General features: G+C 49.1%; 16 protein-coding genes. 6 read left to right on the forward strand and 10 right to left on the reverse strand.

Going from position 1 to position 15,300, the window contains the following annotated elements:
• Positions 1-32: 32 nt before the first annotated feature.
• A complete protein-coding gene (locus ACFRAM_RS21430) occupies positions 33-803 on the forward strand; it encodes a YutD family protein (protein WP_379468041.1) in 771 nt (256 codons plus the stop codon).
• 109 nt (positions 804-912) lie between these two features.
• Here ACFRAM_RS21430 and ACFRAM_RS21435 read toward each other — a convergent pair whose 3' ends face one another.
• From ACFRAM_RS21435 to ylbJ, 4 genes are all read right to left on the reverse strand, one after another.
• The gene (locus ACFRAM_RS21435) at positions 913-2,349 is read right to left on the reverse strand and encodes a S41 family peptidase (RefSeq protein WP_379467885.1); all 1,437 of its coding nucleotides are present in this window, start codon (positions 2,347-2,349) and stop codon (positions 913-915) included.
• A gap of 27 nt (positions 2,350-2,376) precedes the next feature.
• The gene (locus tag ACFRAM_RS21440) at positions 2,377-3,555 is read right to left on the reverse strand and encodes a stalk domain-containing protein (protein ID WP_379467887.1); all 1,179 of its coding nucleotides are present in this window, start codon (positions 3,553-3,555) and stop codon (positions 2,377-2,379) included.
• A gap of 195 nt (positions 3,556-3,750) precedes the next feature.
• Positions 3,751-4,554 (reverse strand): NAD kinase, encoded by an 804-nt coding sequence (locus ACFRAM_RS21445; protein WP_379467889.1) that lies wholly within the window; start codon positions 4,552-4,554, stop codon positions 3,751-3,753.
• A gap of 113 nt (positions 4,555-4,667) precedes the next feature.
• Complete coding sequence (gene ylbJ / locus ACFRAM_RS21450) at positions 4,668-5,906, reverse strand: sporulation integral membrane protein YlbJ (RefSeq protein ID WP_379467891.1); 1,239 nt, start codon at positions 5,904-5,906, stop codon at positions 4,668-4,670.
• A gap of 450 nt (positions 5,907-6,356) precedes the next feature.
• On the opposite strand from ylbJ, the gene ACFRAM_RS21455 reads away from it, so the two are divergent.
• Together ACFRAM_RS21455 and ACFRAM_RS21460 are read left to right on the forward strand one after the other, a co-directional pair.
• Positions 6,357-6,740 (forward strand): globin domain-containing protein, encoded by a 384-nt coding sequence (locus ACFRAM_RS21455; RefSeq protein ID WP_175371409.1) that lies wholly within the window; start codon positions 6,357-6,359, stop codon positions 6,738-6,740.
• 33 nt (positions 6,741-6,773) lie between these two features.
• Positions 6,774-7,487, forward strand: coding sequence for a DUF2225 domain-containing protein (locus ACFRAM_RS21460; RefSeq protein WP_379467894.1), 714 nt, complete (start codon positions 6,774-6,776; stop codon positions 7,485-7,487).
• A gap of 130 nt (positions 7,488-7,617) precedes the next feature.
• On the opposite strand, the gene ACFRAM_RS21465 is transcribed toward ACFRAM_RS21460, so the two are convergent.
• Both ACFRAM_RS21465 and ACFRAM_RS21470 read right to left on the reverse strand, forming a co-directional pair.
• On the reverse strand, positions 7,618-7,848 hold the full coding sequence (locus ACFRAM_RS21465; RefSeq protein ID WP_066376312.1) for a hypothetical protein: 231 nt from the start codon (positions 7,846-7,848) through the stop codon (positions 7,618-7,620).
• Complete coding sequence (locus ACFRAM_RS21470; RefSeq protein ID WP_175371407.1) at positions 7,845-8,033, reverse strand: YycC family protein; 189 nt, start codon at positions 8,031-8,033, stop codon at positions 7,845-7,847. The genes ACFRAM_RS21465 and ACFRAM_RS21470 overlap by 4 nt, the downstream gene beginning before the upstream one ends.
• A 131-nt stretch (positions 8,034-8,164) precedes the next feature.
• Here ACFRAM_RS21470 and ACFRAM_RS21475 point away from each other — a divergent pair, with 131 nt between their 5' ends.
• Positions 8,165-9,964, forward strand: coding sequence for a M3 family oligoendopeptidase (locus ACFRAM_RS21475; RefSeq protein ID WP_379467896.1), 1,800 nt, complete (start codon positions 8,165-8,167; stop codon positions 9,962-9,964).
• 290 nt (positions 9,965-10,254) lie between these two features.
• Entirely contained in the window at positions 10,255-10,665 is a 411-nt protein-coding gene (locus ACFRAM_RS21480; protein WP_379467898.1) for an O-methyltransferase, read from the forward strand.
• Positions 10,666-10,802: 137 nt separating this feature from the next.
• Here ACFRAM_RS21480 and ACFRAM_RS21485 read toward each other — a convergent pair whose 3' ends face one another.
• Together ACFRAM_RS21485 and ACFRAM_RS21490 are read right to left on the reverse strand one after the other, a co-directional pair.
• Positions 10,803-11,042: an alpha/beta-type small acid-soluble spore protein gene (locus ACFRAM_RS21485; RefSeq protein WP_066376333.1), complete on the reverse strand. Its 240-nt coding sequence runs from the start codon at positions 11,040-11,042 to the stop codon at positions 10,803-10,805.
• A gap of 207 nt (positions 11,043-11,249) precedes the next feature.
• Positions 11,250-12,224 (reverse strand): aldose 1-epimerase, encoded by a 975-nt coding sequence (locus tag ACFRAM_RS21490; protein WP_379467900.1) that lies wholly within the window; start codon positions 12,222-12,224, stop codon positions 11,250-11,252.
• Between the two features lie 449 nt (positions 12,225-12,673).
• Between ACFRAM_RS21490 and trpS the strand changes: the two genes are divergently transcribed.
• On the forward strand, positions 12,674-13,663 hold the full coding sequence (gene trpS, locus ACFRAM_RS21495) for a tryptophan--tRNA ligase (protein ID WP_379467902.1): 990 nt from the start codon (positions 12,674-12,676) through the stop codon (positions 13,661-13,663).
• 31 nt (positions 13,664-13,694) lie between these two features.
• Here trpS and ACFRAM_RS21500 read toward each other — a convergent pair whose 3' ends face one another.
• Together ACFRAM_RS21500 and ACFRAM_RS21505 are read right to left on the reverse strand one after the other, a co-directional pair.
• Complete coding sequence (locus ACFRAM_RS21500; protein WP_379467904.1) at positions 13,695-13,883, reverse strand: hypothetical protein; 189 nt, start codon at positions 13,881-13,883, stop codon at positions 13,695-13,697.
• A 205-nt stretch (positions 13,884-14,088) separates the two neighbouring features.
• Positions 14,089-15,093, reverse strand: a complete 1,005-nt coding sequence (locus ACFRAM_RS21505) for a metal-dependent hydrolase (RefSeq protein ID WP_379467906.1) — start codon at positions 15,091-15,093, stop codon at positions 14,089-14,091.
• Positions 15,094-15,300 lie beyond the last annotated feature (207 nt).

The following is a 15,300-nucleotide window of genomic DNA, read 5'->3' on the forward strand; positions in this document are numbered from 1 at the left end:
TGATCGTTATAGGCGGAAAAGGCTACGAGCTGATGCTGGACCACAAAGACGGATGGAATCCGGAGGCTTTTCGCGGGAGATACAGCGAAGTGCTGGAACGATACGATTACATCGTCGGCGACTGGGGTTACAGCCAATTGCGTCTGAAGGGCTTTTACCGGGACAACCATCCAAAGGTGAACCGGGATACAGCAATTTCAGGCATGGTGGATTATATTAATGAATATTGCAATTTTGGCTGCGCCTATTTTGTGCTGCAAAAATCGAAAGAACAGCCAAAAGAAGGCATGTACAAGGATATTCTGATCAAAGATCCGCAGATTCAGATTGCGGAGAATGAGCCATCAGAAGAGATGACACAAGAGCAGGCTGTGCGCCAAGCGTCAGCCCAGGAGAATACAGGCCGTGAGCATTCCGGAAGATCGAATTCCAATGCTGCTAAAGAAGCATCGGGAAGAGACAATCAGGTGAAGGATAAGCCTGTTCGGGAGCATCAAAGTAAGAATCATCGTGCTAAAGAGGGACAAGGGAAGAAACCGGGCCGCGAACGAGATCGTGATCGTAACTCCCAAGGAAAGCGGGAAGGCCAGCCGCCAAGCGGCCAACAGAACACGCCGAACCCCCAGAACGCTCCAAAGCCTCAAAACCAGCAAAACCAACAAAACCAGCAAAACCAACAAAACCAACAAAACCAACAAAACCAACAAAACCAACAAAACCAACAAAACCAACAAAACCAACAAAACCAACAAAACCAACAAAATCCTCTAGGCTCCCAAGCTTCTCAGGACCCGCAGGGTTAAGCAGGGGTTGGCAAGGCTATGCACCTTCTAATATCATTTATGTAATCAAAAGGGACTGTTCCACTGTAGTGATTCTACAGGAGAACAGTCCCTTTAGTTTAGATAACGTTTATTTTACAGATAATTTCAATTTGTTCTGAGCAGCATTATAACTCCACGCCAGTGCAGGGAATTTCTGCTTGAAGGCGTTCAGATCAATATAGGTCTCACCATCTTTGGAGAGGGCCGCCTTGGAGGCAATGGTGAATCCGGAAGCAACACCCGCAACGTTGGTTACGACAACTTTTTTATTTTTTGCGTCCCATGCGAGTTCACCCTCCACGAGAGCGGAGAGCACGCGTGCAGAAGCATAAATAGTGTTCCCTTGCTTGATCAAGCCGACGTTGCCGGCCAAAGGCACTCCATTGATATCCAGGATATGATTATCTCCGGAGGCTTCAATCGTGGACAATCCTGCAATTTTAAGTGCGGTGATCAGCTGTGCCGTTTTACCCTGCACCTCAATCGTCGGAGTAAGTCCGATATGGTTAAAATCTTCCTTGGTAGGCGTCAAATACTTCTGTGTAGTGAGCTTAAGCATATCACCATTGGACATGGGCAGTAGGCTCTGGATTCGCGCCTTCCCGAAGGAACGTGTACCTACAACGGTAGCGATTTTGTTATCCCGTAGCGCCCCGGTTAAGGCTTCAGAAGCGCTGGCCGTATAAGCGTTTGTTAGAATGACAACTGGTACCCCTATTTTACTACCATTCGTAATGGTTACCGGAGTCAGCTTACCAGTCTGGTCTGAGGTGTACATCATGATGCCCTTGTCCATGAACATGGAAGCAATATTGTAGGCCGAATCCATATAACCGCCCACGTTATCACGAAGATCCAGCACCATCGATTTCATGCCTGCCGTACGCATTTTTTTCAATACTTGGGCAAATTCCTCGTCTGCGGTTTGGGTAAAGCCGCTCAGGCTGACATAAGCGATTTTGGGACCGATGATCTGTCCGGTAACGGCAGTCGAAGTAATCTCTCCCCGCGTCACGCGAATGGATTTAGAAACCCCGTCACGCTGAATGAGCAGGGTTACTTTGGTCCCTGGCGCTCCGCTCAGCTCATCGCCTTCAGTCTCTTCAACGGGTACGCCATCCACTTTGAGAATGACATCGCCACGTTTAAGACCGGCTTTCTCAGCAGGTGATCCTGCGATTACTTCTTCAATGTATAGCTCAGTAGTTGTATATTGCAGTTTGACCCCGATGCCTACAAATTCAAGATCAACCTGATGGGAGAAATCCGCTGCCTCATCGGCATCGAAATACTGACTGTACGGATCGCCCAGCGTGTTGACCATGCCATCGATGGCACCGCGAATCAAGGTATCCTTGTCTACACCTGAAAGATTGTAATTCTCCAAATATTGCATAACTTCGTTGATAAGATCTTCATTCGAGGCCGCCTTGACAGAATCGGCCGCTGAAGCAACCGGTGCCAGTACAAGCGTCAGGGCCAGACAGCCGCTAAGGAGAGCGGTCATAACTTTTCCGGATTTCATAAAATGCACACGCCCTTTATATAAATTTTAAAGTTGCTTGTTGGAAACCACATAGCTGGTGTCGATGGTCCAGGCTCCATTTGCCGATTTGGACAGAACGTAGATCGCCCCAGTTTGGAAGCTGGCTCTCTCGCCTGCTTCTTTTACCTTACTCTCTACATAGACAGCGGCTTCCCCGGCATTATAGTAGAAGATATTAGAGACGATCGGGGTATAAGTAAGATCATAGGAATCAAAGAACTCTTCGAAATCCCCTATAAGGAACTCGTCATTTTCTGCTCCGTTTGACGTCATTGTTGTTACAACCTTATTGGCATTTTTCTCATTCATGTACTGGAAGTATTTCGTAAGATTATTCAAAATGGCAGTGGAATCGTCTTGAAGCACATTCGCGGGCTTCAGGCCTTGCTCACGGGTTAAGAGAACAGCACTATCCTGACTTTCCACCTCGGAGATTTTCCATTTTCCACCTAGTCGAACAAGGGTATATAAGTATTCGTACTTCTGATCAGGGAAGTAACTCCCGCCTAACCGGCGGTTGGTTTCTGTTGTATAGACCGTTGCCTCATCGGCTTTCAAATCAATGATTTCGACTTTGTCGATAGTATTGCTCTGATCGAATCTCTTAAATTGTTCCTTGAGGTCTGCGATCGAATCATCGCTAATGGAGTCCGGATCAACCAGGGAGAAGTATTTCTCGGCATTTTTTTCATTGTGGTACTTGTTAGCCAGCTTGATTACTTCTGTAATCGCTATGCCTTCAGCAGCGGAGTCAGTAGTTGAGGCTTGAATGTTGACCGTACGAGAGGACGGATTCCATACAGCTGTTCCGCCTGTCGCTTCAGCTATGAAACGCAAGGGTATGTATGTGGTTCCTGCCTTGGCTACAGGTGCAATGGGGAGTTTAGTAGCGGTTCCGTTAACCATGGCTACCTTGCTGCCAATTTTAAGGCTGACGGATAAGCTTTTTCCTGTACCGGTGACGGTTCCGGTCTTCGCATCCCAGAGTACCTTAAGTCCCAGTTTTTCGAAAACAACGCGGAAAGGTACCAGTATGGTGTTATTCTGCAGATATGGAGCCCCTGAGGTAAAAGGGACCTTGCTGCCATTAATGTAGACTTCAATCGGTTTCTCGGCCGCAAAAGCGGGAATGGCCATAACGAGGGCTAGCAGACTCGCGACCATAATGGTTAATAGTTTTTTCAACAGATTCTCTCCTTTAATATGGAACACTTTGTAAAATAGGCTCATTATACCATTTGAATTCTCTCTAGTCTATCGAATCATGTTAGCTGTATTCGGTAGTTTTGTCAGCATGAAAAAGCCGGAGATGCAATGATCCCCGGCCCTTGTGTTTAGTACAATTATGCGGGTCAAAACTGGGCCGTCCCGGTGTTTGACCTAAACGAGAAAAGCTTCGCGAACACGGTTCCAGAACGGGAACGGGCGGTAGCGGGCAAAGCTGATTTTTTTGGAGGATACCTGACAGCGCACGGAAATCAGATCGTCGACCGGTATATTGACATGATCCACTGTTAATAGCAGACGCTGCTCTTTGCGTGAAAAGATATCGGTGTGATGATGCTTCGGCAGCAGTAGTGGTGAACCCATCGTGCGGAACACACGGTTGTTGATGGAAGCAATTTCCGAAATCTGCAGAGCCTCAATGGTAGGGTGAACCATAGCACCGCCAAGGCTTTTATTATATGCGGTACTGCCGGAAGGTGTGGAGATACAAATTCCGTCCCCCCGGAACATCTCAAACGACACGTCATTAATGTCAATCTGGATGACTACGGTACCATCCACTCCTTTAAGGGTGAATTCATTCAGCGCAATATGGGAGGTGGACCCGGATTTCTTGTGAATTTCCAGTTCCAACAGAGGGTACTGCACAATTCTCGGCTTCTTCGGATTTCCATCTTCCGTTCCGCACATATAGTCGATCAGGGTAGGCAACTCCTGCGCCTTCCAGTCAGCATAGAAGCCGAGGTGGCCTGTATGCACGCCTACAAACGCCAGATTCGGAATGCGGTCGATAAAGGTGTGAAAAGCATGAAGCATCGTGCCATCGCCACCAATCGAGATGACAATCTCCGGGGACTCGGCATCCAGCTCCAGGTTTCGCTCCGCCGCCAGCTTGTGAAATTGCTCCGCAAGATTGATGGACAGATCATCACCGCGGTCCAGAACATAATATCTCAAGATGTACAGGCTCCTTTGTTTAATTCAGTCATACACCGATCATAATCAATCTTGATGCGGAACACAATATTTGAGGGTGTAAAAGAGCAAAGCTGATCGCAGAGCCTCAGCGATCAGCTCTTGCGGTGCAGTCGCAGCAGGGACAGCACCAGTGCCAGCAAGAGGGCTACGCTAAGGAGTAGGCCGAGAAGTACAAGGCTCGCGCCGAGGCTAGAGCCGGCATTTGAAAGTGTGGCTGCGGGAGGCCAGTGGCTCCAGGCCGCCGCCAGCCGGCCGCCAGCGACGGGCTGCCATAGCAGCAAGGCGAGGCTGGCCGCGAGCACGCCATGCACCAGGCGTGCGATCATGAACGGCAGGTAGCGCAGCCCCGTGCCGTTCAGAATGCTTGCGACCTGGGCGTGGACAGACAGGCCGCCCCAGGAGAGAATGAAGGCCGCCGCTGCGATTTTGAAGTGAAGCGGCACGGCAGAGGCTGCTTCCCCGGCGGAACGGACGCCGAGGGTGACTTCGAAGAATCCGCCTACCAAGGCTTGTGCTAGCTCCGGTGAAAAGCCGATCAGGGACAGCAGGGCCCCTACAAGAGTGAAGAGTGACGACATGATGCCGGCGCGCGATAATAACTCCATTAGCACGCTGAAGAATACAACTAGGCCACCGACGACAATAATAAGTTTTAAAGAGGACTGAATGGCATCCTTCATGATTTCGCCAAGGCTTCGGCCATCCCTGCGCCGGGCTTCTGCCATCGCTGACAGCGCAGCACGAATCCTGCCAATACCTTGTCCCGTGTGGGGCTGCACAGGCACAGTGACGGAAAGATCGGGGGTGGCTGCTGCCCTCCGGCCATGAAGAGACATCAACAGCCCGACTAGCAGCCCGCCACCATAATGAGAAATGGCCAGGATTAGGCCCAAAGACGCGTCGTGAAAAAATCCGACAGAAACCGCGCCAAGCAGGAAAATAGGATCGGAAGAGGTGGTGAAAGCCACCAGCCGTTCTCCTTCTACCCGAGTAATCAAGTTCTGCTCACGCAGCTTGGCGGTTAATTTGGCGCCAACGGGGTATCCTGAGACATATCCCATAGCGGCTACGAAACCGCCGCTGCCTGGTATACGAAACAGCGGGCGCATCAGTGGATCAAGCAGAGTACCAAAGAGATGGACTACACCAAAGCCCAGCATCATCTCGGAGATGACGAAGAAAGGGAACAGCGACGGGAATAGAACATCCCACCAGATGGAGAGCCCGCGCAGTGCAGCGGTAAGGGATGATCCGGGATGTAGCAGCATCAGTACCATGCAGCCCGCCAGCCCGAAAGCCAGCAAAGGACCACCTATTCTTTTCATGATCATGATTTATGCCTCCAGGTCTATTGCTAAGAAGATATGCAAAAACAGGGACAAACAGCACAAAAAAGAAGGACAAAAGACACAAAAAAACAAGGAAAGCGGTTACAAATGTCTGTGCTTTTCGGTTGAATTTGTGATATTATAAAATTAATAAATACAACACCGCTGTACATCAGATAATTAGGGATGGAGTGATGGTGATGAGCATAGTTGCCGGAGTGCTGGTTTGTGCTTTTGTATATGTGATCCGTGCTTCCCTCGTCCCGCCTGGTGATGAGGACTTTCGGACCTATTGAATATGTAATAATGACGCTAAACAATCGTTTAGCGTCTTTTTTGTCTATGCGCAGCGTGCAAGATTTGAAGTCCTCGGGACAGATATCATTGTAGGCTGTTTTTTTGGTATAATGAAAAGGCCGTTACATTATTATGGAAGAAAGCTGGTACCTTTCAATGAATCCAAATGACAGTATATATGTTAACCTGGGGGGCGCTGAAGGTCTTCACCGCCTGGTAGAGGTCTTCTATAGCAAAGTTCAAGCCCACCCACAGCTTGGTCCATTGTTCCCCGAGGACATTGCGCCTGTCCTGGAGAAGCAGTATCAATTCCTGAGCCAATTCTTTGGCGGCCCTGCGCTCTTCTCTGAGCTTCATGGGCATCCCATGATGAGAGCGCGGCATATGCATGTTCCGATTACCCCGGAGCGTGCAGAGGAATGGCTGCAGTGCATGAAAGAAGCACTGGAGGAGAGAGAAGTGGAGGAGCCCCTGCGTTCTTTTGTATTAAATCGCCTGGCTGGCCCTGCGCATCACTTTGTGAACATGCCCCAAGAATAAGATAAGGTTCTATGGCGAAAGGAATGAGGGCATTTGACAGAATTAATACCTTTGTATTCCATCAAGGTTCAGTGCTGTAACTGTGAACACGAGTTTTTAACCTCCCGGGTACGGCCCAGCCTCAAAAAAGCAGAACGCCGCGATGCGGATTTTTGTTCTTATTACAAGAATGAGAATCCGGATTATTATGTTGTGAGAGTCTGCCCGCAATGCGGATTTGCCTCTACAGAGAATTCTGCGGACAAGCTTGCTGATTGGCAGCGTAAAGCCTTTAATGATCAGGTCGGAAAACGCTGGAAAACGCGTGACTTCGGTGAGAAGCGTAGCTGGGGAGAAGCACTGGAGACATATAAGCTCGCGCTATTGTGTGCCCAGAGCATCAATGACAAGGATCGCATTATAGCGAGCCTGCTGCATCACATCGCTTGGTTGTACCGCTATCAGGGGGACACGGCACAGGAGATGCGCTTTTTGCAGTACTCTCTAGACGCTTATATCAAGGTGTATGAGGGCGATGGTATCGGCGGGAATGATGCTCGGCTAATGTTCCTCATTGGAGAGCTTAACCGGCGCACGGGTAATTTCTCGGATGCGGTCAAATGGTTCTCCCGCTTGGTGAATGATCAGCGGATTATGGATGCAGCGATGATCCGGGCCGCACGTGAGCAATGGACGATTCTGCGTGAGCAGATGCGTGGTGAAGAGATTAGCGAGGATGGACTTCCTTCCGACTCGGTAGGAAGCTAACGGTACGTGAGCTATGTTCCTCCTCTGGCTGGAGACATAGAAAAAGCGCAGAGAGGAGTTCCTCTCTGCGCTTTGCCATCGGCTGGGACGTCCTAAACGGCCCGTTGCTTGTCCTCTTTTTACGCCAAAGTCATCTTACGGCGCGGTCGAACAGCAGATAGTCGGCATCGTTGTCGATGACCGTGAGGCTGGTGCTGCAGCAGGGAAAGACCAGAAGTCGCTTCTTGCCATCACGGATAAGAGGCAGTTCTTTCGGTTTTAGGGGCAGCAGCACATTCTCATGGGTACAGAACGGGCAGTATTGCACGTACATATCGCCCAGTATAATGTCATAAGGCCAGGTGTGGCTGAAAGGGATCATTGTCCATCCTTCCCGGATGAAGGCAATTCCGGCCCGTCTTCGGCCTGTGTTGTGTTCTTCTTGGATAGCTCAGCTATCTTTTGCAGCAAAATATGTTGGGGCATATGCATCAAGTGTTCCAAGGGAACACCAAGCTGTTTGGACAGGGCAATGGCCGTTTCTGGCGAAATTTGCAGCGGCTTCATTATGAATCCTCCTTAAGTGGTTGCCATGCAGCGCAGGCTTATGGATAGTTCCAATATTGTAATCCACTTTACCACGGCTCTTGGCCAATTACAAAGAAAAGCAAATGTGAGAAAAGGAATGGTGAATACACATGAAACAACCGTTATCGTTAACCTGGGAATTGGACTCCATTTTTAACGGAGGCTCAGCTTCTCCCGAGTTCGAAAGCTTCCTCCATAAACTGGAGGGGGATATTGAGACTTTGCAGCAGCAAGTGCAAGCTTCCGTCTCCCCGGCTGATGTCAAAGGAACAGAGGCTTTGGACAGCGTGATCGAACTGTTGCAGAGTTGCACTGGTCGTCTGGTGCAGGCTGCGGAGTTCACAGGGTGCCTTGGCGCACAGAATCAGCAGGATAAAGGTGCAGTTCGTCTGTCCTCTAAAGTATCAGGGCTGCGTGCCCGCTTCGAAGGTATCAGCTCGCAATTTGACAATGTGCTGCGCCAAACCTCTGATGAAGTATGGGCAGAGTGGGTAGCCCGGCCAGAAATTGCTCCATTATCGTTCGTGCTTAGCGAGAGCCGCAGTCTGGCCCGTGAGAAAATGAGCCCTGAACTGGAAAGCTTGGCCCTCTCCTTGGCAGTAGACGGATACCATGGCTGGAGTGAGCATTATGAGACCATCGTTTCCTCCATCAAGATTCCTTTTGAAGATCAAGAAGGCAACCGTGTACTATCTGCAGGCCAGGCTTTCAACAAACTGGATGATGCCGATCCGGCCGTCCGCTCCGCAATGTTCACCAAGTGGGAAGAAGCGTGGGGCGGTGTTGAAGATTACTGTGCGGATACACTTAACCACCTAGCGGGCTTCCGCCTGAACCTCTATAACGGCCGCGGCTGGGATGACATCTTGAAAGAGCCGCTTGGAATCAACCGTATGACCCGTGAGACACTGGATGTGATGTGGGATGTCATTAACCGTAACAAGCCGGCTTTGGTTTCTTACCTGGAGCGCAAAGCGAAACTGCTTGGATTGGAGTCGCTATCCTGGGTGGATGTCGAAGCGCCTGTCGGCAATGCTAACGGCAAAATCTCCTATGATCAGGCAGCACAAGACATTGTTGCACAATTCCGCAATTTCAGTCCGAAAATGGCGGATTTCGCGGAAGAAGCTTTCGACAAAAATTGGATTGAAGTCGAAGATCGTGCAGCAAAACGCCCTGGCGGATTCTGTGTCACATTCCCTGAGAGCAAGGAATCCCGTATTTTTATGACTTACAGCGGTACGGCTTCTAATGTGTCGACACTGGCACACGAACTGGGACATGCTTATCATTCTTACCTGCTGAAGGATCAGCCGGTGTTCAATCAGAATTATGCGATGAACGTGGCGGAGACAGCTTCGACTTTCGCTGAAGCGATTATTTCTGATGCGCAAGTGAAGGCCGCGACTAATCCTGAAGAGAAGCTGGCACTGCTGGAGTCCAAGATTCAAAGAAGCGTGGCGTTCTTTATGAACATCCATGCCCGCTTCCTGTTCGAAACCCGCTTCTACGAAAAACGCAAGCAAGGTGTTGTCAGTGCAGAAGAACTGTCAGCTTTAATGGAAGAAGCACAGAAGGAAGCCTTCAACGGGGTTCTCTCCAGCTACCATCCTCATTTCTGGGCATCCAAGCTGCATTTCTATATCACAGATGTGCCGTTCTATAACTTCCCGTACACAGTGGGCTATATGTTCAGTACAGGTCTGTACCGGCTTGCACTTCAAGATGGTTCTTCATTCGCAGATAAGTATGATGATTTGCTGCGGGATACAGGTGTGATGACCTTGGAGGATTTGGTGTCGAAACATCTGGGTGTTGATCTGACTCAGCCGGATTTCTGGCAGGGAGCCACGGATCTGATTATTGCTGATATTGAAGAGTTCCTGCAAATGACAGAGCATCTGGCCTAAGATTTATGGCGATATAAAGACAACTTAGCACATGAGATGCTTAGTTAGTTAACCACAATAAGGTATTAATGCGAAAAGACCCTCAATTGAGGGTCTTTTTTTGCTTATATATTGTCGAAAATGATCAGTTTTATGGGGGCGATATTAGTTTTTAATATGAAAAATACGCATTTATAGTTATTATTGACCAATTATGTTGAATAATGTTGTATGGATTGCTGTAATTAACCTATAATTGAGTCCTAAGCCTTATATAAGGCGTGCTAGGAAGATAACTGAGGAGGAAATTTATGATGAAGACGGAGCAATTATCGCTGGCGCGACAGATCGATCTGGTGTTCAAGGAATTGCAAGAAGAACTGTCAGGTTTGTCTTCCGGCACGGTATTTGTGCAAATACGCAACAATGTCATTGGAAAGTTTGGTATTCGCCATCTTCCTCTATCCGGAAGAAAAGGTGCTTTTGCTGCTGAAACGGAAGGATTGACCCCCGAGCAGCAGGCTTCCTTCCGGTTGATGGCGCTGGAAAGCCTTAAATATAAACGACGGTGGACCCACGGTGAGATTAGCTATGAATTTGCTGTTCGGCAGGGCATGGTTATCGTGGATGCCACGTTGGAGTCTAATTACAATATGGCGAATCTGATGATCCGTTATCCCCGCAATTCGCAATCCGACGCACATGATCAATTCCTGGGTTGATGGACGTAGGGAATGTATTGTCAAAATATTAAAAGCCCCCTCACGCTTCTGTTTAAAAGAAGCGCAAGAGGGCTGGGAAGCTTTGCAGGATAGGCTGTGATGCCTAACCAAGTAAGGCGTTTAAGATAAGGGTGTGACTAGTTCGAACGACCGGACAATTGTTGCTCTGCCAGTTGTACGAGACGTTTGGTGATGTATCCTCCCAAAGAACCGGTTTCGCGGGAAGTGTAGTTTCCGTAATAACCGTCTTGAGGAATGGTTACACCAAGCTCTTGAGCTGCTTCATATTTCAGTTGTTGCAAAGCAGCGTTTGCTTGAGGAACGACCAGGTTATTGGAACGACTACCACGACCTTGGCTTTGACCTGCTTGACCCATGTTTGTCACCTCCTTCGCCCGTTGTGAAGATAGTATGAGCGCTAGGAGATGAATTCATGCACCTTTTCGAAAGGTTTTAAGGATGGTAATTTTTAGTGTGTCATGATTGATTTTAAAAGATATGATGACTCTAATCCGCCGCAGAAGGTCAAAAAAGCGATCATCTCCTAGTATGCAGGGGATGACCGCTTGGGCGGATAATGGTGTTTAGCGATTGGGATGAATCATTTCGAGTGTGGTTGACAGCTCAATGCTGTGTCCCGGTTCCAATGTCAACAGGCCGGTAAACTCCGGATCAGGCGATACATTCGGCGCATCGGGAAGCCAAGTATAGGGTTCGATGCAGAGGAATTGATCAGCCGGTCCTTTTGTATAAAGCACCCAGTGACGGAAGAGATTCTCGTCGGCTGTATACCGTAGTCCGTAGCCATCATCGCGTAGTAATAGAGCCTCTACAGGCTGATTTTTGCCGATTCGCAGAGCTGTGTCAAAGTTGGTTCCCTGAATGTTCTTTCCTTCGTTAAGGTCCTGAAGATCTCCGAGAGGAAGCAGATTGCCGCTTGGCAGCAATTCCTCATTCAGCTCATAGATGCCCTCTACAGGCAGCTTGAGATTCCAGCGTTCAGGTTCTCCATCAATCATAAACCAAGTGTGATAGCCAAGTCCGAACGGGATGCGCTGTTCACCAAGGTTAGTTACTTTAAGAATCTGTTTCAGTCTGGCATCCTGCAGCCGAAATGTCATTTCGAATTTGAGTGGCACAGGCAGCTGCTCCATCCAGTGTGGATCGTCCACAGTGTTGAACTCCGTCGTTACGGCGCAGCCATCCTCGTCTTCTTCAATGTCACTAACACACCAAGCCTGTGTTCTGTGCAGGCCATGGATGTGATTGTCACCCGCGGTGTTTTGGTCAAACTGGTAACTTGCCCCGTCAAATTGAAATTGTCCTTTGCGAATGCGTCCTGGTGGGATCAAGAGCGGAATGCCAAAATGATATGGCTTTTGCATAAAAAAATCTAGGTCGCTTTCTTCAGGCCGTCGCAGAATTTGCCGTTCTTCCTTGAGGTCTTTCAAGGCTATCACGTTATTTCCAAGTCGCGGCAAAAGCGTGACTTCCAGTTCGCGGCTGTGCAAAATATAAGTATCATAACCGCCCCACTGCCCTTTGGTCACCTGTTTCATGAGATATGCTCCTTTATTGTAGCTGTAATCGGAATAGAACGCGGATAACCTTATCATAACAGATTTATGCGGCCCTGGGTTAAGGGAATTGACAAACCTCTCCGCATCGTTCATGATGAACTCATTCAATAATAATGGCAATGTGATGACGGGGACAAGTAGTCAGATGATGAACCTTCAGAAAGCCGGTGGATGATGCGAACCGGTGGAATTCTTCTGGTGAATGGACCTCCGAGCGCCGTGTTTGAACAGGAGCATAACGTCTCCCCAGTAGTCCGGCCGGTTCTTCCCCGTTAACGGAAGCTTAAGGCTGCTGTTGTCCTTTGACAAAGGACAGATGCGGCGAATAAGGGTGGCACCACGGTCTCACGTCCCTTGCGGAGTGGGCCTTTTTTGCGTTCATTACACATTGCATCTCATTCGGAAATACACTACATGGAGGGATTAGCATGGCTAAAAAAGTATTATCGGGTATTCAGCCCAGCGGTACATTGACACTCGGGAACTATATTGGAGCAATGAAGAATTTCGTGAAGCTGCAGGAAGAACATGAATGTTATTTCATGGTGGTGGATTTGCACGCTATTACAGTAGCTCAAGAGCCTGCGGCACTTCGCGAGCAATCGGAGTCGGTAGCTGCGCTGTTTATTGCAGCCGGAATTGATCCGGCACGTTCCAATGTGTATCTCCAGTCTCATGTTCCGCAGCATGCTGAGCTTGGCTGGATCATGACAACCCTGACTGCAATGGGAGAGCTGGAGCGGATGACTCAGTTCAAGGATAAATCCTCCGGTAAGGATTCTGTAGGTGCAGGCTTATTCGTTTATCCGTCGCTGATGGCAGCCGATATTCTGGTCTACAATGCAGACCTAGTACCGGTGGGAGAAGACCAGAAACAGCATTTGGAACTGACCCGCGACTTGGCAGGGCGCTTTAACAGCCGTTTTGGGGAGTTCTTCACGATTCCCGAACCGTATATCCCGCAAGTGGGCGCACGGATTATGTCTCTTGACGATGGAACCAAAAAAATGAGTAAGAGCAATCCTAATGCGGGCAGCTTTATTTCGCTTTTGGATCCGCCGGATGTCATCCGTAAGAAGATTAGCCGGGCAACTACGGACTCGGGGCGCGAAGTGATCTTTGATCCACAGAACAAACCGGAAGTTAGTAATCTGATGAGTATCTATTCGGAATGTTCAGGGATGTCGCTGGGGCAGATTGCTGACCGTTTTGAAGGACAAATGTACGGTGGCTTCAAGAAAGAGCTTGCTGAGGTGGTCGTGGCGACGCTTGAGCCACTGCAGCAGCGCTATCACGAAATCAGAAATTCAGGTGCCTTGAGCGATATTCTGGCAGAAAGTGCTGAGCGCGCCCGCGTGGTAGCTGCACAGACGCTGGCTGGCGTGAAGGAACGTATGGGTTTCCTGCCGGTACGATAAGGACAGAGCTGCAGGAAGGCATACACAAACGTTAAGCTTGTGTTGTGCCATCCTGCCGACGTCTGCGCCGGGCTTTGACAATAAAACCCCAGCCGATGTTCAGAATGCAGGCCAAGCCAAGCGCCAGTGCTAGCCAAATACTGTAGCTGATCGCGATGGAGGCGGCGGTCAGGAGCAGAATGGACGAGCATGCGAACCACAGGGAGAGTCCTTTTCCCATAATTGACAGCCTCCTTTAGGCAATAGAGAAAGTGATCCCGGATCATTAGCGTGATTCCGGGATTTTTGTGTTCATACGATTGTGACATCAACGACTAGAATTAACGGAATGAATAGTGAAGGGCGTTATCTTGTAAACACTTTATGGTGATTGTGCCTTATACCCGGTAAGGGAGTCAAGGGGAAAAGCCCGGCTCCTTGGGAATCTACACTTTCATGGACCCGGGGCCACTGGCAAAACGTTCGTTCAGCTTCTCGCTACTGAGCCAGCCTACGTACGTATTCAACGGATGATAGTCGTTATCCATGACGAGAACTGCCACGAAAGGGAATTGCTTGCGGTGTAAATAACGCACATCCCCCCAGCGTACAATATAACCGGAGGGCAATTCTTCTACCTCTGCGACTGCATAAGAGGTGAAGTACAGGAAGGACTGGATATCCGGATGGGATTTGGAATGCGCTACGGCAGGGTGTTCGGAGCTTACGGCATGTTTGAACCAGTGAAGCCGACCACCTAGCAACTGGCCAATATCATAACTGCCGTCAGGTTTGGCTTTGACGATGTTCCAGCGTTTGGGCGAGATTGTGGGGATTATGTAATAGCGGTCCCCGGGGTCATGTGTGACATCCTTGGCCTTGATCCTGCGTGAAAGCCGGAAATGGACAAGGGTCCGCCAAAGGTAATAAATCACGATACAAATATAGAGCGTAATGAACAAAGGGGCGGGAGGGACGAGGCCGCTCACCCAGAGCACGAGAGCTGCCGTATGGCTGCCGAATATAAAGGGATCAAAGATGTGAATGATGTTCCAGGCAATCCATTTCTCGGTGAACGGCCTCGCGGCCTGGGTGCCATAAGTATTGAATAGATCAGAAAAAACATGTACGAATACACCGATGAAACTCCAAAGCGCAATGTGACCCAGTCTGTGCGGATCGCTAACTCCAAACAAGGGTCCGATTACTATAGTAATTAGCGCGGGCCACAGTAAGAGAAAAGGCAGGGAATGGGTGATGCCTCGGTGATTGCGTATATACATCGCATTGCTCTTCAATCGCAATACAGTATCGGCATCGGGGGCCTGTGACGCAATAACGACAGATACCATAACAGCTCCGGCAAGCACAGGGTCGGAAGCAACGGCCGGATCAACGAAGGACAGCCCCGCCAGCCCCAGGCCCATGACAACATGTGTAGCAGAATCCATAATACAGTTCTCCTTTGTTTGAAAGTTCCTATTCATTACTACCCACAATCATGTCCAGTTATTAAATTGTAATCAAATTATTATCGTCACGTAATTGTCGAATTCATGAACATCAGGCCAAATGATTGTCAATTTCTTCAGGGGTTTGTTATGATAAAGTTAACAGCGGAGAGTATATTTCTCTGTCGGGAACGTTAGAAGTTTGTT

It is taken from the genome of Paenibacillus sp. NPDC056722, from assembly GCF_042790635.1.
Classification (GTDB): Bacteria; Bacillota; Bacilli; order Paenibacillales; family Paenibacillaceae; genus Paenibacillus_AQ; species Paenibacillus_AQ agri.

Excerpts from the sequence above, each read along its gene's own strand:
- ACFRAM_RS21430 (WP_379468041.1), top strand. The coding sequence starts at position 33 with ATGCTGGACCACAAAGACGGATGGAATCCGGAGGCTTTTCGCGGGAGA.
- ACFRAM_RS21435 (WP_379467885.1), bottom strand. The coding sequence starts at position 2,349 with ATGAAATCCGGAAAAGTTATGACCGCTCTCCTTAGCGGCTGTCTGGCC.
- ylbJ (WP_379467891.1), bottom strand. The coding sequence starts at position 5,906 with ATGATCATGAAAAGAATAGGTGGTCCTTTGCTGGCTTTCGGGCTGGCG.
- ACFRAM_RS21455 (WP_175371409.1), top strand. The coding sequence starts at position 6,357 with ATGAATCCAAATGACAGTATATATGTTAACCTGGGGGGCGCTGAAGGT.
- ACFRAM_RS21465 (WP_066376312.1), bottom strand. The coding sequence starts at position 7,848 with ATGATCCCTTTCAGCCACACCTGGCCTTATGACATTATACTGGGCGAT.
- ACFRAM_RS21470 (WP_175371407.1), bottom strand. The coding sequence starts at position 8,033 with ATGAAGCCGCTGCAAATTTCGCCAGAAACGGCCATTGCCCTGTCCAAA.
- ACFRAM_RS21475 (WP_379467896.1), top strand. The coding sequence starts at position 8,165 with ATGAAACAACCGTTATCGTTAACCTGGGAATTGGACTCCATTTTTAAC.
- ACFRAM_RS21480 (WP_379467898.1), top strand. The coding sequence starts at position 10,255 with ATGATGAAGACGGAGCAATTATCGCTGGCGCGACAGATCGATCTGGTG.
- ACFRAM_RS21485 (WP_066376333.1), bottom strand. The coding sequence starts at position 11,042 with ATGGGTCAAGCAGGTCAAAGCCAAGGTCGTGGTAGTCGTTCCAATAAC.
- ACFRAM_RS21490 (WP_379467900.1), bottom strand. The coding sequence starts at position 12,224 with ATGAAACAGGTGACCAAAGGGCAGTGGGGCGGTTATGATACTTATATT.
- trpS (WP_379467902.1), top strand. The coding sequence starts at position 12,674 with ATGGCTAAAAAAGTATTATCGGGTATTCAGCCCAGCGGTACATTGACA.
- ACFRAM_RS21500 (WP_379467904.1), bottom strand. The coding sequence starts at position 13,883 with ATGGGAAAAGGACTCTCCCTGTGGTTCGCATGCTCGTCCATTCTGCTC.
- ACFRAM_RS21505 (WP_379467906.1), bottom strand. The coding sequence starts at position 15,093 with ATGGATTCTGCTACACATGTTGTCATGGGCCTGGGGCTGGCGGGGCTG.